The organism is Streptomyces sp. NPDC090127 (assembly GCF_044746945.1).
Classification (GTDB): domain Bacteria; phylum Actinomycetota; class Actinomycetes; order Streptomycetales; family Streptomycetaceae; genus Streptomyces.
The window spans coordinates 521,252-541,601 of record NZ_JBIVDE010000006.1 but is presented as its reverse complement, the minus strand read 5'-3'; the positions used below and the strand labels follow the sequence as shown (position 1 = coordinate 541,601).

At 71.2% G+C, this 20,350-nt stretch carries 19 protein-coding genes and 1 other RNA gene; 18 read left to right on the top strand and 2 right to left on the bottom strand.

All coding sequences use genetic code 11. The features are described from left to right. A partial coding sequence (locus ACIPPS_RS24435; protein ID WP_401435728.1) for an LPXTG cell wall anchor domain-containing protein occupies positions 1-525 on the top strand: 525 nt, incomplete at its 5' end. A gap of 107 nt (positions 526-632) precedes the next feature. On the opposite strand, the gene ACIPPS_RS24430 is transcribed toward ACIPPS_RS24435, so the two are convergent. Continuing rightward, on the bottom strand, positions 633-818 hold the full coding sequence (locus ACIPPS_RS24430; RefSeq protein WP_401435726.1) for a hypothetical protein: 186 nt from the start codon (positions 816-818) through the stop codon (positions 633-635). A 259-nt stretch (positions 819-1,077) separates the two neighbouring features. On the opposite strand from ACIPPS_RS24430, the gene ftsE reads away from it, so the two are divergent. From ftsE to ACIPPS_RS24360, 14 genes are all read left to right on the top strand, one after another. Continuing rightward, positions 1,078-1,767 (top strand): cell division ATP-binding protein FtsE, encoded by a 690-nt coding sequence (gene ftsE / locus ACIPPS_RS24425; RefSeq protein WP_401435724.1) that lies wholly within the window; start codon positions 1,078-1,080, stop codon positions 1,765-1,767. 21 nt (positions 1,768-1,788) lie between these two features. After that, a complete protein-coding gene (ftsX, locus tag ACIPPS_RS24420) occupies positions 1,789-2,706 on the top strand; it encodes a permease-like cell division protein FtsX (protein WP_361962534.1) in 918 nt (305 codons plus the stop codon). 78 nt (positions 2,707-2,784) lie between these two features. Beyond that, positions 2,785-3,975, top strand: a complete 1,191-nt coding sequence (locus ACIPPS_RS24415; protein WP_401435721.1) for a S41 family peptidase — start codon at positions 2,785-2,787, stop codon at positions 3,973-3,975. Between the two features lie 18 nt (positions 3,976-3,993). Continuing rightward, positions 3,994-4,533 (top strand): SsrA-binding protein SmpB, encoded by a 540-nt coding sequence (gene smpB / locus ACIPPS_RS24410; protein WP_401435719.1) that lies wholly within the window; start codon positions 3,994-3,996, stop codon positions 4,531-4,533. Between the two features lie 102 nt (positions 4,534-4,635). Next, positions 4,636-5,005: a transfer-messenger RNA gene (gene ssrA / locus ACIPPS_RS24405) on the top strand. 205 nt (positions 5,006-5,210) lie between these two features. Beyond that, the gene (locus ACIPPS_RS24400) at positions 5,211-6,566 is read left to right on the top strand and encodes a nitrate/nitrite transporter (protein ID WP_401435716.1); all 1,356 of its coding nucleotides are present in this window, start codon (positions 5,211-5,213) and stop codon (positions 6,564-6,566) included. Between the two features lie 75 nt (positions 6,567-6,641). After that, complete coding sequence (locus ACIPPS_RS24395; RefSeq protein ID WP_401435713.1) at positions 6,642-7,781, top strand: uroporphyrinogen-III synthase; 1,140 nt, start codon at positions 6,642-6,644, stop codon at positions 7,779-7,781. Positions 7,782-8,119: 338 nt separating this feature from the next. Continuing rightward, entirely contained in the window at positions 8,120-8,629 is a 510-nt protein-coding gene (locus ACIPPS_RS24390; RefSeq protein ID WP_401435710.1) for a GNAT family N-acetyltransferase, read from the top strand. Between the two features lie 68 nt (positions 8,630-8,697). Further along, complete coding sequence (locus ACIPPS_RS24385) at positions 8,698-9,252, top strand: ABATE domain-containing protein (protein ID WP_401435708.1); 555 nt, start codon at positions 8,698-8,700, stop codon at positions 9,250-9,252. A 105-nt stretch (positions 9,253-9,357) separates the two neighbouring features. Further along, the gene (locus ACIPPS_RS24380; protein WP_401435705.1) at positions 9,358-9,945 is read left to right on the top strand and encodes a sigma-70 family RNA polymerase sigma factor; all 588 of its coding nucleotides are present in this window, start codon (positions 9,358-9,360) and stop codon (positions 9,943-9,945) included. After that, positions 9,942-10,958, top strand: coding sequence for a zf-HC2 domain-containing protein (locus ACIPPS_RS24375; RefSeq protein ID WP_401435702.1), 1,017 nt, complete (start codon positions 9,942-9,944; stop codon positions 10,956-10,958). Before ACIPPS_RS24380 ends, ACIPPS_RS24375 begins: the two co-directional genes overlap by 4 nt. Positions 10,959-11,045: 87 nt before the next feature. Continuing rightward, the gene (locus ACIPPS_RS24370; protein ID WP_401435850.1) at positions 11,046-13,412 is read left to right on the top strand and encodes a HelD family protein; all 2,367 of its coding nucleotides are present in this window, start codon (positions 11,046-11,048) and stop codon (positions 13,410-13,412) included. Positions 13,413-13,825: 413 nt separating this feature from the next. Further along, entirely contained in the window at positions 13,826-15,262 is a 1,437-nt protein-coding gene (locus ACIPPS_RS24365) for an NAD-dependent malic enzyme (protein WP_401435700.1), read from the top strand. A 365-nt stretch (positions 15,263-15,627) separates the two neighbouring features. Next, positions 15,628-15,909 (top strand): HU family DNA-binding protein, encoded by a 282-nt coding sequence (locus tag ACIPPS_RS24360; RefSeq protein ID WP_017237029.1) that lies wholly within the window; start codon positions 15,628-15,630, stop codon positions 15,907-15,909. A gap of 281 nt (positions 15,910-16,190) precedes the next feature. Here the strand turns inward: ACIPPS_RS24360 and murA are convergent, their stop codons facing one another. After that, complete coding sequence (gene murA / locus ACIPPS_RS24355; protein WP_401435697.1) at positions 16,191-17,531, bottom strand: UDP-N-acetylglucosamine 1-carboxyvinyltransferase; 1,341 nt, start codon at positions 17,529-17,531, stop codon at positions 16,191-16,193. Positions 17,532-17,795: 264 nt separating this feature from the next. On the opposite strand from murA, the gene ACIPPS_RS24350 reads away from it, so the two are divergent. The 3 genes from ACIPPS_RS24350 (at position 17,796) to ACIPPS_RS24340 (ending at position 20,346) form a co-directional block, all read left to right on the top strand. Beyond that, a complete protein-coding gene (locus tag ACIPPS_RS24350; protein ID WP_315892273.1) occupies positions 17,796-18,356 on the top strand; it encodes a YqgE/AlgH family protein in 561 nt (186 codons plus the stop codon). A gap of 29 nt (positions 18,357-18,385) precedes the next feature. Then, complete coding sequence (locus tag ACIPPS_RS24345; RefSeq protein ID WP_401435694.1) at positions 18,386-18,685, top strand: DUF3039 domain-containing protein; 300 nt, start codon at positions 18,386-18,388, stop codon at positions 18,683-18,685. Between the two features lie 317 nt (positions 18,686-19,002). Beyond that, positions 19,003-20,346 carry an extracellular solute-binding protein gene (locus tag ACIPPS_RS24340; protein WP_401435691.1) on the top strand — a complete coding sequence of 448 codons (1,344 nt, stop codon included), beginning with the start codon at positions 19,003-19,005 and terminating at the stop codon, positions 20,344-20,346. Positions 20,347-20,350 lie beyond the last annotated feature (4 nt).

Sequence of the window (20,350 nt, the reverse complement as noted above, 5' to 3'; positions counted from 1 at the left end):
TACAACGGGAACGGCGAGAACGGGAACGGCGAGAACGGGAACGGCGAGAACGGGAACGGCGAGAACGGGAACGGCGAGAACGGGAACGGCGAGAACGGGAACGGCGAGAACGGGAACGGCGAGAACGGGAACGGCGAGAACGGGAACGGCGAGAACGGCAACGGCGAGAACGGGAACGGCGAGAACGGCAACGGCGAGAACGGGAACGGCGAGAACGGCAACGGCGAGAACGGCAACGGCGAGAACGGGAACGGCGGCAACGGCAACGGTGGCAACGTCACCGGTGGCGACGACGCCGGTACCTGCATCGTGGACGTCGACGGTGCCGAGTGCGTGACCAACAACCCCGACACCGACAACGCCGGCTCGCAGCCCGTCGAGCAGGGCAAGGCCAAGGAGGAGCTGGCCGAGACCGGCGCCGCCGAGACCTCGTTCCTGATCATCGGCGCCGCGACCATGATCGCCGGTGGCATCGGCTTCCGGATGCTGCCGCGTCTGGTCGGCGGTGCGCGCGCCGCCGTCTGAGCGGATGAGCGGAGCGCCGGAGTAGGCCGTAAGGCCGTACAGGCATGACGAGAGGGCCGGGGGTGGAACCCCCGGCCCTCTCCTCTGTCCAGCTCGCCTGCGGAGCCCTACGCGGTCTGCAGCGCCGCCAGCAGCGCCAGCGTCGCCAGCAGGGCGATCACCAGTGCCAGCACCATCGCCGGGGTCAGGCCCGTCGACGGGTCCAGCCGCTCGCGGCTCGCGCGGCAGACGCGGCAGCGGCCCTCCGCGACGGGGGCCGCGCAGTTGGCGCACACCAGTCGGTCATACGTCATGCGCTCTCCTCCTCCCGCACAGGGGTCGCACGCGGGGTTCACACCAAGGACAACGCCCGGTGGCACCCGAGCGTTCCCCCTACCACTGTGCCAGCTCCGCGTCGTTTCGGCGCGCCCCGCCGGATTCCACCCGGAACGCATCCGTTCCGCCCCGAAGGGCGAAAAGGATAAACCACACAAGCCGGGACCGCGACTGCGCGGCCCATCCCCGGTCGCGTAAGGTCGCGCACACCTACTCCCGGCCGACCGTGGTGCATCCGTGATCCGATTCGACAACGTCTCCAAGTCCTATCCGAAGCAGAGCCGCCCCGCCCTCCGGGATGTCTCCCTGGAGATCGAGAAGGGGGAGTTCGTCTTCCTCGTCGGTTCCTCCGGCTCCGGAAAGTCGACTTTTCTCCGGCTGATCCTGCGCGAGGAGCGCTGCAGCCACGGCCAGGTGCATGTCCTCGGCAAGGACCTCGCCCGGCTGTCCAACTGGAAGGTGCCCCAGATGCGGCGCCAGCTCGGGACCGTCTTCCAGGACTTCCGGCTGCTGCCCAACAAGACCGTCGCCGAGAACGTCGCCTTCGCCCAGGAGGTCATCGGCAAGCCGCGCGGCGAGATCCGCAAGGCCGTGCCCCAGGTCCTCGACCTCGTCGGCCTCGGTGGCAAGGAGGACCGGATGCCCGGCGAGCTCTCCGGCGGTGAGCAGCAACGCGTCGCCATCGCCCGGGCCTTCGTCAACCGGCCCATGCTGCTGATCGCGGACGAGCCCACCGGCAACCTCGACCCGCAGACCTCCGTCGGCATCATGAAGCTGCTCGACCGCATCAACAGGACAGGGACCACCGTCGTCATGGCGACCCACGACCAGAACATCGTCGACCAGATGCGCAAGCGCGTCATCGAGCTCGAAAAGGGCCGCCTCGTCCGCGACCAGGCGCGCGGCGTCTACGGATACCAGCACTGAGCAGGTAGGGGATAGAACACCATGCGCGCTCAGTTCGTGCTCTCCGAGATCGGCGTCGGCCTCCGGCGCAATCTCACGATGACCTTCGCCGTCATCGTCTCCGTGGCCCTCTCGCTCGCCCTGTTCGGCGGCGCGCTGCTCATGCGCGAGCAGGTCAGCACGATGAAGGACTACTGGTACGACAAGGTCAACGTCTCCATCTTCCTCTGCAACAAGAACGACGCGGCCACCTCCACCAAGTGCGCCAAGGGCGCGGTGACCGCTCAGCAGAAGGAGCAGATCGAGGCCGATCTGAAGAAGATGGACATCGTCGAGACCGTCCACCACGAGACGACCGACGAGGCCTACAAGCACTACAAGGAGCAGTACAGCGACACCGCCATCGCCTCGGTCATCACGCCCGACCAGATGCAGGAGTCGTTCCGGGTCAAGCTGGACGACCCGGAGAAGTACAAGGTCGTCGCCACCGCCTTCGCCGGCCGGGACGGCGTCGAGTCCGTCCAGGACCAGCGCGGCATCCTGCAGAACCTCTTCGACCTGATGAACGGCATGAACGTCGCCGCGCTCGGCGTGATGGCGCTGATGCTGGTCATCGCGCTGATGCTGATCGTCAACACGGTGCGCGTCTCCGCCTTCAGCCGACGGCGTGAGACCGGCATCATGCGGCTGGTCGGCGCCTCCAGCTTCTACATCCAGATGCCGTTCATCATGGAGGCCGCGTTCGCCGGTCTCCTCGGCGGCGCCGTCGCCTGCGTCATGCTCCTGGTCGGCCGGTACTTCCTCATCGACCACGGCATCGCGCTCGCCGAGAAGATGCAGCTCGTCAACTTCATCGGCTGGGACGCCGTCCTCTCGGTGCTGCCGCTCGTCCTCGTCATCGGCCTGCTGATGCCGTCGCTTGCGGCCTTCGTGGCGCTGCGCAAGTACCTGAAGGTGTGACAAGGACCCCTCTGTCACCCTTGGCGCCGTACGGTCAACCACCGTACGGCGCCTTTGCTTTGTCCTAGAGTGAGCGCCATGCCTACCGGCCCGGATCTCTGTCTCCGGCCCCGCGGAGTCCTCCGCGGGGCCGCCTTGACGCTGGTCTTCGCCGGGGTGCTCGCGACGGCCGCCGCCACCGGAGCGCTGCCCCGGCAGGAGCCCGTCGCCGTGAAACGCGCCGCCCAGCAGGCCCCCTCCCGCGCCGGCACCGTCGACCCCGCCGACCTCTCCCGCGCCGCCGCCGAGGCGATGGCCGACGGCAAGTCCGGCAAGCAGGCCGCGGAGGAGTTCGTCAGCCGCAGCGGCGACCGCTGGGGCGCGGTCTACGACAAGGCCGAGTTCGAGGAGTTCGCGCAGGCCCTCGACGGCTCCTACACGGGCGTCGGCCTCTCCGCCCGCAAGGCCGGGGCCGACCGGATCGAGGTCTCCCGTGTCCAGGCCGGCGGGCCCGCCGCGAAGGCCGGGCTGCGCGCCGGTGACCGGCTCGTCACCGTCGACGGGCGGCCCCTCGCCGGGCTCTCCGTCTCCGAGGTCGTCGCCCTGCTGCGCGGCGACGGCGCCGCCGAGGCCGGCTCCACCGTCACCCTCGGCGTCGAGCGCGGCCGCGCCGCCTGGACCCAGCCGCTGACCCGGGCCCGGCTCGCCACCGACGCCGTCACCGTACGGCGCCTCGACGACGGCACGGTCCTGATCAAGGTGTCCGCCTTCACCAAGGGTGTGGGCGAGCGGGTACGGGACGCGGTACGGCACGCCCCGGCCCGCGCCGGCGTCCTGCTCGACCTGCGCGGCAACGCAGGCGGCCTGGTCGCGGAGGCCACCGTGGCCGCCTCCGCCTTCCTCGACGGCGGTCTGGTCGCCACGTACGACGTCGACGGTGAGCAGCGCGCGCTGTACGCACAGAGTGGCGGGGACACCGCCCGGCCCGTGGTGGCGCTGGTCGACGGGGGCACCATGAGCGCCGCCGAGCTGCTGACCGGCGCTCTGAAGGACCGCGGCCGGGCCGTCACCGTCGGCTCACGCACTTTCGGCAAGGGTTCGGTGCAGATGCCGAGCACGCTGCCCGACGGTTCCGTCGCCGAGCTGACCGTCGGCCACTACCGCACGCCCGCCGGGCACGGCGTCGACGGCCAGGGCATCACACCCGACCTGGTGGTCAGCGACAGCACGGGCGAGCGGGCCGAGGAACGGGCCCGCACGGTATTGAGTGGCCTCGGAGGGGGCTCGTAGTGCGAAAATGGCCGCACTATGGCAAAGGGACTCGTGAACGTGCAGGGCAAGCCTGCCAAGAAGGACCAGGACAAGGCTCCTGAGCGCAAGCTCATCGCGCAGAACAAGAAGGCGCGCCACGACTACCACATCATCGACACCTACGAGTGCGGTGTGGTGCTCATGGGCACCGAGGTGAAGTCGCTCCGGATGGGCCGTGCGTCGCTGGTCGACGGCTTCGTCCAGATCGACCGGGGCGAGGCGTGGCTGCACAACATCCACGTACCGGAGTACGCCCAGGGCAGCTGGACCAACCACTCGGCGAAGCGGAAGCGCAAGCTGCTGCTGCACCGCGCCGAGATCGACAAGCTGGAGGCGAAGTCGCAGGAGACGGGTCACACCATCGTGCCCCTCGCGCTGTACTTCCTGAACGGCCGGGCGAAGGTCGAGATCGCGCTCGCCAAGGGCAAGAAGGAGTACGACAAGCGCCAGACGCTGCGGGAGAAGCAGGACACCCGGGAGACGAGCCGGGCGATCGCGGCGGCGAAGCGGCGCCAGCGGGCGGCCCAGTCCGCGTAGGGCCGGCCGTGGCCTCCGCTTAAGTCGCTGGCACCCGTGCGCGGTCGTCGCGTACAATGGCTCACGCACCTCACAGCGGGTGCGCTTTTGAAAAATCAACATGGGGATGATCGGTTTCGACAGCGGATGTCGAAGCAGGGGAAGCGTGTCGAGGAAGCGGCAATGATCTCGTAAACCATATGTCGCAACCAATAATCGCCAACACCAAGCGCGATTCCTTCGCCCTCGCTGCCTAAGTAGCGACTTGCGAAGTGTCAGCCCGGGGGTGATCCCGACCCGGATCCTGGCATCATCAAGGGATCTAAACTTCTAGACCCGGTCACGGGGCCCAGAAGGAAATCAAACAGTGACTGAGCCCGTCGGAGACTTGTCCGCGTGATCTCCGGGGCCGAGAAAATCGAAGCGGACTGCACACGGAGAAGCCCTGATTCTGCACCGTTGGACGCGGGTTCGATTCCCGCCATCTCCACTCATCCCATGTGGGCAGAGGCCCGGCAGTCGTCACCGACGACCGCCGGGCCTCTGTCATGTGCTCACACCAGGTGTGCGGGTCCGGTGAGAGCAAGGTTCCGTTCCCGACACCTCCGGCCACCGCCCCGAAACGCGGCCTCTCTAGGGTCTTCCCCCAGAGGTCCGGAAGATCTGGACGCTCGGACCCGACACCGTGGAGGTACCTGATGGGCGGCCGGTGGATCGAACGCTGGGAGCCGGAGGACGAGACCTTCTGGCGCGAACAGGGCGAGAGGATCGCCCGGCGCAACCTGCTCTTCTCCGTGCTCTCCGAGCACATCGGCTTCTCCATATGGAGCCTCTGGTCGGTCATGGTCCTGTTCATGGGGCCGCAGTACGGCATCGACCCCGCGGGCAAGTTCTTCCTGATCGCGACCGCCACCTTCGTCGGCGCCCTGATCCGCGTCCCGTACACCTTCGCCGTCGCCCGCTTCGGCGGCCGCAACTGGACGATCGTCAGCGCGCTGCTGCTCCTGCTGCCGACGGGCGTCGCCTACGCCGTGATGGAGCCGGGCACCTCGTACGGCACGTTCCTGCTGGTCGCCGCGCTCACCGGCATCGGCGGCGGCAACTTCGCCTCCTCGATGACCAACATCAACGCCTTCTTCCCGCTGCGGAAGAAGGGCTGGGCCCTCGGCCTCAACGCGGGCGGCGGCAACATCGGCGTCCCCGTCGTCCAGCTCGTCGGCCTGCTCGTCATCGGCACCGCCGGCGCCGCCCACCCGCGGATCGTCCTCGGCGTCTACATCCCGCTCGTCGTCGTCGCCGCGCTCTGCGCCGCGCTCTTCATGGACAACCTCGCCCCGGTGAAGAACGACACCGGCGCCGCCAAGGAGGCCGTGCGGGCCGGCCACACCTGGATCATGGCCTTCCTCTACATCGGCACCTTCGGCTCCTTCATCGGCTACAGCTTCGCCTTCGGGCTCGTCCTGCAGACCCAGTTCGGGCGCACCCCGCTCCAGGCCGCCTCGCTCACCTTCATCGGGCCGCTGCTCGGCTCGCTGATCCGGCCCGTCGGCGGCTCGCTCGCCGACCGGCACGGCGGCGCCCGCATCACGCTGTGGACGTTCGCCGCCATGGCCCTGTCCACCGGGGTCGTGGTCTACGCCTCGGTCGCGGAGTCCCTCACCGTCTTCCTCATCGGTTTCATCGGGCTCTTCGTCCTCAGCGGCCTCGGCAACGGCTCCACGTACAAGATGATCCCCGCGATCTTCCTCGCGCAGGGGCACCGCCGGGGACTGTCCGGCGAGGCGGCGGAGTCGTACGGCCGCAGGCTCTCCGGGGCCTCCATGGGGCTGATCGGCGCCGTCGGGGCGCTCGGCGGGCTCGGCATCAACCTGGCCTTCCGACAGTCCTTCCAGACTGCGGGCACCGGCACCGGGGCCTTCGTCGGCTTCCTGCTCTTCTACGCCGCCTGCATGGCCGTGACCTGGGCGGTATACCTTCGCCGACCCGCCTCCGTACCGGACACGGCGGAGGGCGCCGAGGACCCGGCCCGGCAGCCCGGTTACGCCGAGGTGTGAACCGGAGTGGTCCGTAACGGGCAGGAAATCCAGGTGAACCGCATCCGTCACGCACCGCCGTCAGGCTCGGTCGTCATGTACGAGCAAGAGCAGGGGCCCCTCGCGGGGTTCACCGTGGGGGTCACCGCCGCGCGGCGCGCGGACGAGCTGGGCGCGCTGCTGCGCCGCCGGGGAGCGGCCGTGGTGCACGGCCCCGCGCTGCGGATCGTGCCGCTCGCGGACGACACGGAACTGCTCGCCGCGACCAAGGAACTCATCGACCACGCCCCGGACGTCGTCATTGCCACGACGGCGATCGGCTTCCGGGGATGGGTCGAGGCGGCGGAGGGCTGGGGCCACGGCGAGGAACTCCTGGACTGCCTGCGGGGCGTGGAGCTGCTCGCACGCGGCCCCAAGGTCAAGGGCGCGGTACGGGCGGCGGGGCTGACCGAGTCGTGGTCGCCGTCGTCGGAGTCGATGGCCGAGGTGCTCGACCGGCTGCTCGCCGAGGGGGTGGACGGGCGGCGGATCGCGCTCCAGCTGCACGGGGAGCCGCTGCCCGGGTTCGTCGAGTCGCTGACGGCGGGCGGCGCGGAGGTCGTGGGCGTGCCGGTCTACCGGTGGATGCCGCCCGAGGACATCGGCCCGCTCGACCGGCTCCTGGACGGGGTCCTGGCGGGCACGCTGGACGCGGTGACCTTCACCAGCGCGCCGGCCGCCGCCTCGCTGCTCTCCCGGGCGGAACACCGGGGCGTGCTGCCCGCGCTCCTCGAAGCGCTGCGGCACGAGGTGCTGACGGTGTGCGTGGGGCCGGTGACGGCGCTGCCGCTCCAGGCGCACGGGATCGCCACCCTCCAGCCGGAGCGGTTCCGGCTGGGCCCGCTGGTGCAGCTGCTCTGCCAGGAGCTGCCCGCCCGGGCGCGGAGCCTGCCGGTGGCCGGCCACCGGATCGAGATCCGCGGCCACGCGGTCCTCGTCGACGGCGCGCTGCGCCCGGTGCCGCCCGCGGGAATGGCCCTGCTCGGCACGCTCGCCCGGCGCCCCGGCTGGGTCGTCTCGCGCGCCGACCTGCTCCGCGCCCTGCCCGGCACGGGCCGGGACGAACACGCGGTGGAGACGGCGATGGCCCGGCTGCGGACGGCCCTCGGCACGCCGAAGCTGATCCAGACGGTGGTCAAACGGGGGTACCGACTGGCGCTCGACCCGGCGGCGGACACGAAGTACGGGGACGGGTAGGGGGCGGAGCGTGTACGGGCCGTCCCCGCGGGCTCGGGCGGTGTGCCGGCCGCCGCTGGTCGGGGGCAGGGGGCCGGGTAGGGGGCGGGGCGCGTACGGGCCGTCCCCGCGGGCTCGTGCGGTGCGCCGGCCGCCGCTGGTCGGGCAGGGGGCCGGGGCAGGGGGCGGGGCGCGTACCGCCGTCCCCGCGGGCTCGTGCGGTGTGCGCCGTGCGCCGCTGGGCGGGCGGGGCGCGGCCCGGGGGACTCTCTTGGACTCCGTCCGTCCCCGGTCGGCCGGGTCCGGCCCGTCCGTGACGGTGTGTTCAGCTTCGCCGCCCCGGCTACTACGGTGGCCGGGTGATCACGATCCGCCCCGCGGCCCCCGACGACGCCCCCGCCCTCGCCGCCGCCGTGCTGCGCAACCGCGCGCACATGCGGGCCCGGGAGCCGTACCGGAACGAGGCGTACTACACCGCCGAGGGGCAGGCGGAGCGTCTCGCGGACGGGGGCCGGCGGTGGTTCGCCGTCGACGGGGAGGAGCTCGTCGCCTGCGCCATTCTCTCCGGGATCGTCCTCGGTCCCTTCCGCAGCGCCTCCCTCGGCTACTGGGTCGACGGCCGGTACACCGGGCAGGGGCTCGCCACCCGGCTCGTCGACGAGGTCTGCCGGGCCGCCCGCGAGGAACTCGGCCTGCACCGGATCGAGGCCTGCACCATGTTCGACAACCACGCCTCCCAACGCGTCCTCGGCAAGAGCGGGTTCGAACAGATCGGCACCGCGCCCCGCTACCTCCACATCGACGGCGCCTGGCGCGACCACCACCTCTTCCAACGCGTTCTCCACGACGACCACCCTCCCCAGGTCTAGCAGGACCCGCCCCCGCTCGGCACTCTGGTCGGGACGACTGCTTCCGATCGCGAGGTGGTGACAGGGGCATGACCGTACGGTTCGACTCCGGGCGGATCAGTCTGGACCTGGCCGCCCAACCGCTCGGCGACACCCGGGCGCTCGACCACTTCCTGCGGGGCGCCGGGCTCGTCCCCGCCGCCACCCCGCTCCGCGGTCTCGACGCGCTCTGGGTCGTCCGCTTCCGCGAACTGCGCGACTGCGTCGGCGAACTGGCCCACGCCCAGCTCGACGGCCACCGCGCCGCCGACCGCGCCCTGGAGCGGCTCAACGCCCTCGCCGCCGCCTCCCCACCGCCCGCGCCCCGCGCCGTCCGCACCGAAACCGGGGGACTCGTAAGGGCGTTGTACGCCGAACCCGACTGCCGCGCCCTGCTCGCCGCCGTCGCCCGCGACGCCGTCGACCTGCTCACCGACCCCACCGCCCGCGCGCTGCTGCGCCGTTGCGAGCGCGACGACTGCCGCCGCTGCTACCTCGACACCTCGCGCGGCCGCCGTCGCCGCTGGTGTTCCAGCGAAGCGTGCGGAAACCGGGAGCGCGTTGCCCGGCATCGGGCAGCGCGGAGGGCGGACGCCGCTGTCTGAGAACCCGGCCGGCGTCCCGGGAAAAACTTCGCGCGCCGTTGAGTCGAACCCGCATCCCGCCGCGTACCCCTGCACGACAACAGGGACTCGACCGGGGAGGTTCAGGTGCGCGAGGATGCGGCCGTGGCCGATGAACGTCCGCATCGGGCCCGGCATCGCAGCGAGGCGTCGAAGGGCCGCCCCGGCGCCCCCGACGAGGAGTTGATGCGTGCTCTCTACCGCGAACATGCCGGTCCCCTGCTCGCCTACGTACTCCGTCTCGTCGCCGGCGACCGCCAGCGCGCCGAGGACGTCGTGCAGGAGACGCTCATCCGTGCCTGGAAGAACGCCGGCGCGCTCAACCGGGCGACCGGCTCCGTCCGACCTTGGCTGGTGACGGTCGCCCGGCGCATCGTCATCGACGGCCACCGAAGCCGGCAGGCCCGGCCGCAGGAGGTGGATCCGTCACCGCTCGAGGTCCTGCCCGCGGAGGACGAGATCGACAAGGCGCTCTGGCTGATGACGCTCTCTGACGCGCTCGAAGATTTGAGCCCGGCCCATCGGGAAGTATTGGTCGAGACCTATTTCAAGGGGCGTACGGTCAACGAGGCGGCCGAGACCCTCGGCATCCCCGCCGGGACGGTGCGTTCCCGGGTGTTCTACGCACTGCGTTCGATGAAGCTCGCGCTGGAGGAGAGGGGGGTATCGGCATGAGCAGCGGCATGAGCAGGGGAACGACACCGCCGCACGACGCCGCGGGCGCGTACGTGCTCGGGATCCTGGACGACGCCGACGCCGCCGCCTTCGAGGCGCACCTGGTGACCTGCGACCTGTGCGCCGCGCACGTGGAGGAGTTCGCCGGGATGGAGCCGATGCTCGCCCTGTTGGCGGACGCGGAGGCCCAGGGCGCACCCCGCCCGCCGGGACGCGACACGTACGCCGGCCCGCCCGCCGGTGCCGGTCCGTCGCCGGGCCCCTACGCGGGTCCGTGGGCCGGCCCCTACGCCGGTTCGTCCCCGGGCGCCTACGCGGGTCCGTCGGCCGGTCCCTACGCCGGCCCGCCCGGTCACCACGGCCCACCGTCCGCCGACGACGTCTTCGACGCCTTCGCCCCCCGGCCCCCCGCGCCGTCCGGGCCGCCCGGGCCGCGCCGCGCCCCCGTCGAGGCCGCCGCCGCGCCCGGTCCTGAGCTCCTCGGCCGGCTCATCGACGAGGTCGGGGCCAAGCGCGCCGCCCGGCGCCGCCGCACCTTCGCCCTCGTCGCGGCCGCCGCCGTCCTCGTCGTCGGCGGTCCCGCCGTCGCCGTCGTCGCCACCTCCGGCGGCGGGCACGAGAACAGGGCGGTGGAACCGCACCCCACCAGCCCGGCCGAGGACGCCTTCTTCCACCACATGGACGAGAAGCTCCAGGCCACCGACCCGACGACCAAGGTCAGCGCCACCGTGGGCATGGAGAAGAAGGGCTGGGGCACCCACACCGTCCTCGAACTCAAGAACGTCAAGGGCCCCTTGAAGTGCCGTCTCGTCGCCGTCTCCAAGAGCGGCGAGGAGGAGACGGTGACCTCCTGGGCCGTCCCGAAGTGGGGGTACGGCATCCCCGGAGCCACCCAGGAGTCCGCCAAGAACCCGCTCTACGTCCACGGCGGCGCGGCCATGGACCGGGGCGACATCGACCACTTCGAGGTGCGGACCTTCGACGGCGAACGCCTCGTGGAGGTCGAGGCCTGACATTTCGGCCCCCTGTGGCGTACGCTCGACGGCTGCCCAGCACGTCAGAAGGGGGCCTCAGTGGCCGCGCAGGAAGCCGTGGAGGCCATGGACGCCACCATGGACGCCACCGATACGGTCCGCGACCGTGAGATCGGTGTCGAGCAGGACCATCTGGACAAGGTCTACCGCCGCCTCGAGGAGAAGATCCACGAGGCGGAGTTCCTGATGAACGACGCCGCCAAACGCGGCCAGGTCGGCACCCCCGGCGCGCTCGCGGAGCGGGACGCCCAGGTGTTCCGGGCGGGGGTGCACCTCAACCGGCTCAACAACGAGTTCGAGGACTTCCTCTTCGGCCGCATCGACCTGCTCTACGGCAAGGACGGCAAGAAGGGCCCCGACGGCGCGTACACCTCCGTCGAGCCCGCCGAGGACGCCGTACGGCCCGACAACACGGCCGACATCGGCGAGACCCTCCACATCGGCCGCATCGGCGTCCTCGACTCCGACTACGCGCCGCTCGTCATCGACTGGCGGGCCCCGGCCGCCGCGCCCTTCTACCGGTCCACGCCGGTCGACCCCGGCCGGGTGGTGCGCCGGCGCGTCATCCGCTCCAAGGGCCGCAAGGTCCTCGGCGTCGAGGACGACCTGATGCGCCCCGAGCTGACCGCGACGCTCGACGGGCGCGCGCTGCCGGTGATCGGCGACGGCGCCCTGATGGCCGCGCTCGGCCAGGCCCGCAGCCACACCATGCGGGACATCGTGTCCAGCATCCAGGCCGAGCAGGACCTGGTCATCCGCGCGCCCGCCGCCTCGATCACGTACGTCGAGGGCGGCCCGGGCACCGGCAAGACGGCGGTCGCCCTGCACCGGGCGGCCTACCTGCTCTACCAGGACCGGCGCCGGTACGCGGGCGGCATCCTGATCGTCTCCCCGACACCGCTGCTCGTCTCGTACACCGAGGGCGTGCTGCCGTCGCTGGGCGAGGAGGGGCAGGTCGCGATCCGCGCCCTCGGCTCGCTCGTGGACGGCGTGGAGGCCACCACGTACGACGAGCCGGCGGTCGCCCGCGTCAAGGGCTCCTCGCGGATGCTCGCGGTGCTCCGCAGGGCGGCCCGCGGCGCCCTGGAGACCCCTGCGCCCAGGCCCGCCCCCACGCAGGCCCAGCTGGCGCTCGGCGATGTGCTCGGCGAAGAGGAGGACGCCGCCCCGGCGCCCGCCGGCACCCCGACGCGCCTGCGGGTCGTCGCCTTCGGGCGCCGCCTGGAGCTGGAGGCCGACGAGCTCCAGCGCATCCGCCACAACGTCCTCGGCGGCTCCGCGCCCGTCAACCTGCTGCGTCCGCGCGCCCGCCGGCTGCTGCTCGACGCCCTGTACGCCAAGTCCGGCGCGGTCGGGCGGCACAGCGACCCCGAGCTCGCCGCCGAGCTGCGCTCCTCCTTCGACGAGGACATCTCCACCGAGGACGCCTTCCTCGGCTTCCTCGACGCCTGGTGGCCCGAGCTGACCCCCCGCCAGGTCCTCGCCGCGATGGCGGACGAGAAGCGCCTCGGCCGCTGGGCGCGGCGCGTCCTCAACCAGGGCGAGATCCGCCGGCTCGCCCGCTCGCTGCGCCGGGACGGCCTCTCCGTGCACGACGTGGCGCTCCTCGACGAGCTGAACACCCTCCTGGGCGCCCCGGCCAGGCCGCGCAAGAAGCGGGAGTACGACCCGCTGGACCAGCTGACGGGCCTGGAGGAGCTGATGCCCGTACGCGAGGAGACGCAGCGCGAGCGGGCCGAACGGCTCGCGGCGGAGCGCACCGAGTACGCCCACGTCATCGTCGACGAGGCCCAGGACCTCACGCCCATGCAGTGGCGGATGGTCGGGCGGCGCGGCCGGACCGCGACCTGGACGGTCGTCGGCGACCCGGCGCAGTCCTCCTGGTCGAGCCCGGACGAGGCGGCCGAGGCCCGCGACGAGGCGCTCGGCAGGCGCCCGCGCCGCCACTTCGAGCTCACCGTCAACTACCGCAACCCCGCCGAGATCGCCGAACTGGCCGCCAAGGTGCTCGCCCTCGCCATGCCCGGCAAGGAGTCGCCGCGCGCGGTCCGCTCGACGGGCGTGGAGCCCCGGTTCGTGGCGCTGCCCGGCAAGGAGGATCTGGCCGAAACCGTACGGGCGGAGGCGCGCCGGCTGCTCGAACGGGTGGACGGGACGGTCGGTGTCGTGGTCGCCATGAACCGTCGCGAGCAGGCCGCCGGGTGGCTGGCCGAGCTCGGCGACCGGGTGGTGGCGCTCGGCTCCCTGGAGGCCAAGGGGCTGGAGTACGACGCCACGGTGGTGGTCTCGCCGGCCGAGATCGCGGACGAGTCGCCCGCGGGCCTGCGGGTCCTGTACGTGGCGCTGACGCGGGCCACCCAGCAGCTGACGGTGGTCTCGGGCGCCCGTGACGTACCGGACGCGGCGGGGGTCCCCGACCTGCTCAGAGACTGAGGGGCGGCTGCTCGGCGGCTGAGGGGCGGCTGCGGTCCGAGGCTGATTTCAGGTCAACCTGCGTCGCAGGAATCACTTACCAGAGTGGTTTGTTAGCCTGTCTATGGCACCGGCTCGATCCAAGCCCCCGGGCCCAACCTTCGTCCCTTAGAGGGACCACTTGCCGCGAGGCGAGCATGGCGGGTCGGTGCCACCTTGTTCGTACATACAGAAGAGGTCCGCGTCACCCCCGGGTGATCGCGGACCTCTTCTGTTTCCCCCGGTGTTCTCGTATGGTGGAAACTACTTTCCGAAAACGAAATGACCGCATTACCTGCTACCGGCGGGTAGGTGCGACGATCGGAGGGCGCCGCCGGGGCAACCAGCCGGGGCGGCGTAGCAACGAAGCTCAGGGAAAGCAGAGGAACTCGGCCATGGCAACGGCGCCCAGCGTCTCGTACTCGATGACGGTCCGGCTGGAGGTTCCCGCGAGCGGAACCGCGGTCTCCCAGCTCACCACGGCGGTGGAGTCCCACGGCGGTTCCGTCACCGGCCTCGACGTGACCGCCTCCGGCCACGAGAAGCTCCGGATCGACGTCACCATCGCCGCGACCTCGACCGCGCACGCCGACGAGATCGTCGCGCAGCTGCGGACCATCGAGGGCGTCGTCCTCGGCAAGGTCTCCGACCGTACGTTCCTGATGCACCTCGGCGGCAAGATCGAGATGGCGTCCAAGCACCCCATCCGCAACCGTGACGACCTCTCCATGATCTACACCCCGGGCGTGGCGCGGGTCTGCATGGCGATCGCCGAGAACCCCGAGGACGCCCGCCGCCTCACCATCAAGCGCAACTCCGTCGCAGTCGTGACGGACGGCTCGGCCGTCCTCGGCCTCGGCAACATCGGCCCCAAGGCCGCCCTGCCGGTCATGGAGGGCAAGGCGGCCCTCTTCAAGCGCTTCGCCGGCATCGACGCCTGGCCGATCTGCCTGGACACCCAGGACACCGACGCCATCGTCGAGATCGTCAAGGCGATCGCCCCCGGCTTCGCGGGCATCAACCTGGAGGACATCTCCGCCCCCCGCTGCTTCGAGATCGAGGCCCGGCTGCGCGAGGCCCTCGACATCCCGGTCTTCCACGACGACCAGCACGGCACCGCGATCGTCGTCCTCGCCGCCCTCACCAACGCGCTGCGCGTGGTCGGCAAGAGCGTCGGTGACGTACGGGTCGTCATGTCCGGTGCGGGCGCGGCCGGTACGGCCATCCTGAAACTGCTCATCGCCGCGGGCGTCAAGCACGCCGTCGTCGCCGACATCCACGGCGTCGTGCACGCCGGACGCGAGGACCTGGTCGAGGCCGCGCCGGGCACCCCGCTGCGCTGGATCGCCGACAACACCAACCCCGAGGGCGTCACCGGCACCCTCAAGCAGGCCGTCGTCGGCGCGGACGTCTTCATCGGCGTCTCCGCCCCGAACCTGCTCGGCGCGGACGACGTCGCCGCCATGGCGGACGACGCGATCGTCTTCGCACTCGCGAACCCCGACCCCGAGGTCGACCCGGCGATCGCCCGTCAGACGGCCGCCGTGGTGGCCACCGGCCGCTCGGACTTCCCCAACCAGATCAACAACGTGCTGGTCTTCCCGGGTGTCTTCCGCGGCCTCCTGGACGCCCAGTCCCGCACGGTCAACACGGAGATGATGCTCGCGGCCGCCTCGGCGCTCGCCGACGTCGTCACCGAGGACGAGCTGAACCCGAACTACATCATCCCGTCGGTCTTCAACGACAAGGTCGCCCCCGCGGTGGCGGGCGCCGTGCGCACGGCGGCGAAGGCCGCGGGCGCGGGTGCGGACAACGGGACCAACGGGCTCTGAACAGGTCCTCAGGGGCGGCGTCGGGCCGGTGACGGCCCGACGTTCGTCCCCGGAACGGCGCGTCGCGCCTCGTGGGGCGGTAAACCCGCCCCTAGGGTGGATGTTCGGCTCCAAAGAGTTTCTGCGGAGTCGACGGAACGTCACCACGCCAAGGTCGTGGCGCTTTTCGTGTGACCCCAGGGAGCGCTGGATTGGCGTTCCCGCCGCTGGTGGGGGCAGGATGCCTATTCGGGCGCGAGGGTCTGTCAGCAGACCCGGGTCCGGGGACTGTCCGAGGGCCCTGGCAGCATCGGCATCGCTGTGCCCACTATGCGGCTCCGCCGCGTGGCACGCCTCACAGGCAAGAAGAACACGGGAGTAACAACATGAACCGCAGTGAGCTGGTGGCCGCCCTGGCCGACCGCGCCGAGGTGACCCGCAAGGACGCCGACGCCGTGCTGGCCGCTCTCGCCGAGACCGTCGGTGAGGTCGTCGCCAAGGGCGACGAGAAGGTCACCATCCCCGGCTTCCTGACCTTCGAGCGCACCCACCGTGCCGCTCGCACCGCTCGTAACCCGCAGACCGGCGACCCGATCAACATCCCGGCCGGCTACAGCGTGAAGGTCTCCGCGGGCTCGAAGCTCAAGGAAGCCGCCAAGGGCAAGTAAGGCGCGAAGGGCCTGGAAGCGGGCCTGGAGCGACGGAAGGGCGGCCACCCTGTCAGGGGGTGGCCGCCCTTCCGTTCGCCCGCGTGCGGGCGGGCTGTGCCTGTCGCCGCGCCGTGCCCGTACGGGAGCACCCCGGCGCCGCTGGGCCGTGCTCCTACGGGAGCGCCCCGGGGCCGCCGCGCCGTGCCCGTACGGGAGCACCCCGGCGCCCCCACCCGTCACGCGAGAACCCCCGGGCCCCTAGGGGGCGCCGGGGGTTCTTCACCACGCGGGGGGACAGGTCACACGAGCGCGCTGCCCGGGAGCTCGACCTTCGCGCCCAGCTCGACGAGCTTGTCCATGAAGTTCTCGTAGCCGCGGTTGATCAGGTCGATGCCGTGCACCCGGGAGGTGCCCTGGGCCGCCAGCGCCGCGATCAGGTACGAGAAGCCGCCGCGCAGGTCCGGGATGACCAGGTCCGCGCCCTGGAGCTTCGTCGGGCCCGACACGACCGCCGAGTGCAGGAAGTTGCGCTGGCCGAAGCGGCAGTCCGAACCGCCCAGGCACTCGCGGTACAGCTGGATGTGGGCACCCATCTGGTTCAGCGCGGAGGTGAAGCCGAGCCGCGACTCGTACACCGTCTCGTGGACGATGGAGAGCCCCGCGGCCTGCGTCAGCGCCACCACCAGCGGCTGCTGCCAGTCGGTCTGGAAACCGGGGTGCACGTCCGTCTCCAGGGCGATCGCGTTGAGCGAGCCGCCCGGGTGCCAGAAGCGGATGCCCTCGTCGTCGATCTCGAAGGCGCCACCCACCTTCCGGTACGTGTTGAGGAACGTCATCATCGACCGCTGCTGCGCGCCGCGGACGTAGATGTTGCCCTCGGTCGCCAGCGCCGCGGACGCCCAGGAGGCCGCCTCCAGGCGGTCCGGGAGCGCGCGGTGGGTGTAGCCGTCGAGCTTGTCGACACCGGTGATCCGGATGGTCCGGTCGGTGTCCACGGAGATCATCGCGCCCATTTTCTGCAGGACGCAGATCAGGTCCTCGATCTCGGGCTCCACGGCCGCGTTGGAGAGCTCGGTGACGCCCTCCGCCAGAACGGCCGTCAGCAGCACCTGCTCGGTCGAGCCGACCGAGGGGTACGGCAGCCGGATCTTCGTGCCGCGCAGCCGCTGCGGGGCCTCCAGGTACTGGCCGTCGGCCCGCTTCTCGATGGTCGCGCCGAACTGGCGCAGCACGTCGAAGTGGAAGTCGATCGGCCGGCCGCCGATGTCGCAGCCGCCCAGGCCCGGGATGAAGGCGTGGCCGAGGCGGTGCAGCAGCGGACCGCAGAAGAGGATCGGGATGCGCGACGAACCGGCGTGGGCATCGATGTCGGCCACGTTGGCGGACTCGACGTGCGTCGGGTCGAGCACCAGCTCGCCCGGCTCCTCGCCGGGGCGGACGGTCACCCCGTGCAGCTGGAGGAGTCCGCGGACCACACGGACGTCACGGATGTCGGGCACATTGCGCAGCCGGCTCGGCCCGCTGCCGAGCAGGGCGGCGACCATCGCCTTGGGCACGAGGTTCTTCGCGCCGCGGACGCGGATCTCGCCCTCCAGCGGGGTTCCGCCGTGGACAAGCAGTACATCGTCTGTGCCGGTCATGAATCTCGCGTTCCGGAGAGGTCGGGCAGGGGGCCAGGGAAAAGGGTAAGGCTCGTCCACCCCCCGCTCGGAAGTCCAACGGGGCTCGACAGATGTAATGAATTCGGCACAACACCCTCTGTTCATGTGATCTTGCGGAGCGTTACCGTCCGTTTGTGTCCGTACGAACCCGCCACCCCCGCCCTGAACTGCGCGGCTCGCCGGTCTGTCCGCACTGTGCCCTTCTGCCCCCGCGAAGACCGAAGATGCGGGATCATGTGTCGCATGACCGAGGTGTCCTCGCTCACAGGACGGCTGCTCGTCGCCACCCCCGCCCTCGCCGACCCCAACTTCGACCGCGCGGTGGTGCTCCTCCTCGACCACGACGACGAGGGCTCCCTCGGCGTGGTCCTGAACCGGCCCACCCCCGTCACGGTCGGCGACATCCTCGCCCCCTGGGCCGATCTCGCGGGCGAGCCGGGCGTGGTCTTCCAGGGCGGCCCGGTCTCCCTGGACGCGGCGCTCGGCGTGGCGGTGATCCCCGGCGACGAGGGCCCGCTGGGCTGGCGCCGGGTGTTCGGCGCGATCGGCCTGGTCGATCTGGAGACCCCGCCCGAACTCCTCGGCCCGGCCCTCGGCTCCCTCCGTATCTTCGCCGGCTACGCGGGCTGGGGCCCGGGTCAGCTGGAGACGGAGCTCGGTGACGGGGCCTGGTACGTGGTCGAGTCCGAGCCCGGCGACGTCTCCTCCCCGCGCCCGGAGACCCTCTGGCGCGAGGTCCTCCGCCGCCAACGGAGCGACCTGGCGATGGTGGCGACATACCCGGACGACCCTTCGCTCAACTGACCCCGGCGCTCTTCAGTACCCTGGGTGCCATGAGCACTCTCGAGCCCGAGCGCGGGGCAGGTACGGGGACCCTCGTCGAGCCGACGCCGCAGGTGTCCCATGGTGACGGCGACCACGAGCGCTACGCCCATTACGTCCAGAAGGACAAGATCATGGCGAGCGCCCTCGACGGCACTCCCGTGGTGGCGCTGTGCGGGAAGGTCTGGGTTCCGGGCCGCGATCCCAAGAAGTACCCGGTCTGCCCGATGTGCAAGGAGATCTACGAGTCCATGGGCGCCGGTGGCGGCGACAAGGACAAGGGCAAGGGCGGCGGCAAGGACAAGAAGTAGGACGGTCCTGGGAGACGGTCCTCCGGGACGGCCCCGCTGTCGGACGGCCCCCGGCGCGCGCACTTCGGTGCGTGCGCCGGGGGCCGTCCGCGTTTCCGGTGCCGGTTTCCGGCGCGGGGTGGACGGCCGTTCGTGTTTCGCCTGTCGGGGGAGGCGGGGCGTGTCGGCGGGTGTCCGGCGTTGCACGGGGTGCATCGGCCGGTCACAGAGTGGTTGAGACCACTTGTCCGGGAGTTGGTCCGCCCCTAATCTCACGCGTGTTGTGCAGCACGAAACGCTCGTTGCGTATGTTGCAACACCTTCGGAGGGGATCCGCCATGAAGCTTCCTGCCCTCCCCCAAGCTCTCGGCTTCGGTCGAGCAGGGGGCACCCCCATCGCCGCCACCGTCACCGCCCTCGTCCTCGCCGGCCTCACCGCCACCGCCTGCGCCCCGCAGACCTCCGACGGCAAGGCCTCGACCGACGAGAAGAGCGGCACCCTGCGCGTCTGGCTCTTCCAGGAGGTCGACAACGCGCCCAAGAAGAAGGTGGTCGACGACGCCGTCGCCGCCTTCGAGAAGCGCAACGAGGGCGCGAAGGTCGAGGTCGAGTACATACCCGTCGAGACCCGCGCCCAGCGCGTCAAGGCCGCCTTCAACGACCCCAAGTCGGCGCCCGACCTCATCGAGTACGGCAACACCGACACCGCCGGTTACGTGAAGGACGGCGGACTCGCCGACATCAGCGCCGAGTTCGGTGCCTGGGCCGAGGCCAAGGACACCGACGCCACCGCCAGGACCTCCGTCACCGTGGACGGCAAGATCTACGGCGCGCCCCTCTTCGTCGGCGTCCGCGCGCTCTACTACCGCACCGACGTCTTCAAGGAGCTCGGCCTCTCCGCCCCCAAGACCCAGGCCGAGCTGATCTCCACCGCGAAGAAGGTCCACAAGGAGCGGCCCGAGCTGTACGGCATGGCCGTCGGCGGCGCCTACACCTATGGCGCGATGCCGTTCATCTGGGCGGCCGGCGGCGAACTCGCCACCCGGAACGGCACGTCGTACAGCTCCGCCATCAACAGCGAGGCCGCCCGGACGGGGATCACCGCCTACACCTCCCTCTTCGGCGACGACAACTGCCCGGCCGCCAAGTGCGCCCAGATGGGCGGCAACGCCACCGTCACCGCCTTCGCCTCCGGCAAGGCCGCCATGGCCATCGGCGGCGACTTCAGCCACGCCGCCGTCGAGGCCGGCGCCGTCAAGGGCAAGTACGCCGTCGTCCCGCTGCCCGGTCTGACCCCCGGCTCGATCGCCCCCGCCTTCGCGGGCGGCAACAACATCGGTCTGATGAAGAGCAGTTCGCACCGGACCCTCGCCGTCGACCTGATGAAGTTCCTCACCGGCAAGGAGACGCAGGGCAAGCTCTTCGACGCGATGGGCTTCCTGCCGACGTACACCGACGTGCGGGCGCAGGCGGCGCGGAAGGAACCCTTCGTGAAGCCCTTCATCGACACGCTCGGCGCCGGCGCCAGGTTCGTCCCCGCGTCCCCGGGCTGGGGCCAGATCGACGCCTCGCTCGTCCTGCCGACGATGTTCCAGGAGATCGTCAGCGGCCGTAAGGATGTGAAGACGGCCTCTGACGAGGCGGCGAGGAAGATGGACGCGGCGTTCGCGGCCGCGGGCTGACCGG

What these genes read in the sequence shown, in the direction of transcription:
- ACIPPS_RS24430 (WP_401435726.1), bottom strand. Translation starts at nt 818, where the DNA reads ATGACGTATGACCGACTGGTGTGCGCCAACTGCGCGGCCCCCGTCGCG.
- ftsX (WP_361962534.1), top strand. Translation starts at nt 1,789, where the DNA reads ATGCGCGCTCAGTTCGTGCTCTCCGAGATCGGCGTCGGCCTCCGGCGC.
- ACIPPS_RS24415 (WP_401435721.1), top strand. Translation starts at nt 2,785, where the DNA reads ATGCCTACCGGCCCGGATCTCTGTCTCCGGCCCCGCGGAGTCCTCCGC.
- smpB (WP_401435719.1), top strand. Translation starts at nt 3,994, where the DNA reads ATGGCAAAGGGACTCGTGAACGTGCAGGGCAAGCCTGCCAAGAAGGAC.
- ACIPPS_RS24400 (WP_401435716.1), top strand. Translation starts at nt 5,211, where the DNA reads ATGGGCGGCCGGTGGATCGAACGCTGGGAGCCGGAGGACGAGACCTTC.
- ACIPPS_RS24395 (WP_401435713.1), top strand. Translation starts at nt 6,642, where the DNA reads ATGTACGAGCAAGAGCAGGGGCCCCTCGCGGGGTTCACCGTGGGGGTC.
- ACIPPS_RS24385 (WP_401435708.1), top strand. Translation starts at nt 8,698, where the DNA reads ATGACCGTACGGTTCGACTCCGGGCGGATCAGTCTGGACCTGGCCGCC.
- ACIPPS_RS24375 (WP_401435702.1), top strand. Translation starts at nt 9,942, where the DNA reads ATGAGCAGCGGCATGAGCAGGGGAACGACACCGCCGCACGACGCCGCG.
- ACIPPS_RS24370 (WP_401435850.1), top strand. Translation starts at nt 11,046, where the DNA reads ATGGACGCCACCATGGACGCCACCGATACGGTCCGCGACCGTGAGATC.
- ACIPPS_RS24365 (WP_401435700.1), top strand. Translation starts at nt 13,826, where the DNA reads ATGGCAACGGCGCCCAGCGTCTCGTACTCGATGACGGTCCGGCTGGAG.
- ACIPPS_RS24360 (WP_017237029.1), top strand. Translation starts at nt 15,628, where the DNA reads ATGAACCGCAGTGAGCTGGTGGCCGCCCTGGCCGACCGCGCCGAGGTG.
- murA (WP_401435697.1), bottom strand. Translation starts at nt 17,531, where the DNA reads ATGACCGGCACAGACGATGTACTGCTTGTCCACGGCGGAACCCCGCTG.
- ACIPPS_RS24350 (WP_315892273.1), top strand. Translation starts at nt 17,796, where the DNA reads ATGACCGAGGTGTCCTCGCTCACAGGACGGCTGCTCGTCGCCACCCCC.
- ACIPPS_RS24345 (WP_401435694.1), top strand. Translation starts at nt 18,386, where the DNA reads ATGAGCACTCTCGAGCCCGAGCGCGGGGCAGGTACGGGGACCCTCGTC.
- ACIPPS_RS24340 (WP_401435691.1), top strand. Translation starts at nt 19,003, where the DNA reads ATGAAGCTTCCTGCCCTCCCCCAAGCTCTCGGCTTCGGTCGAGCAGGG.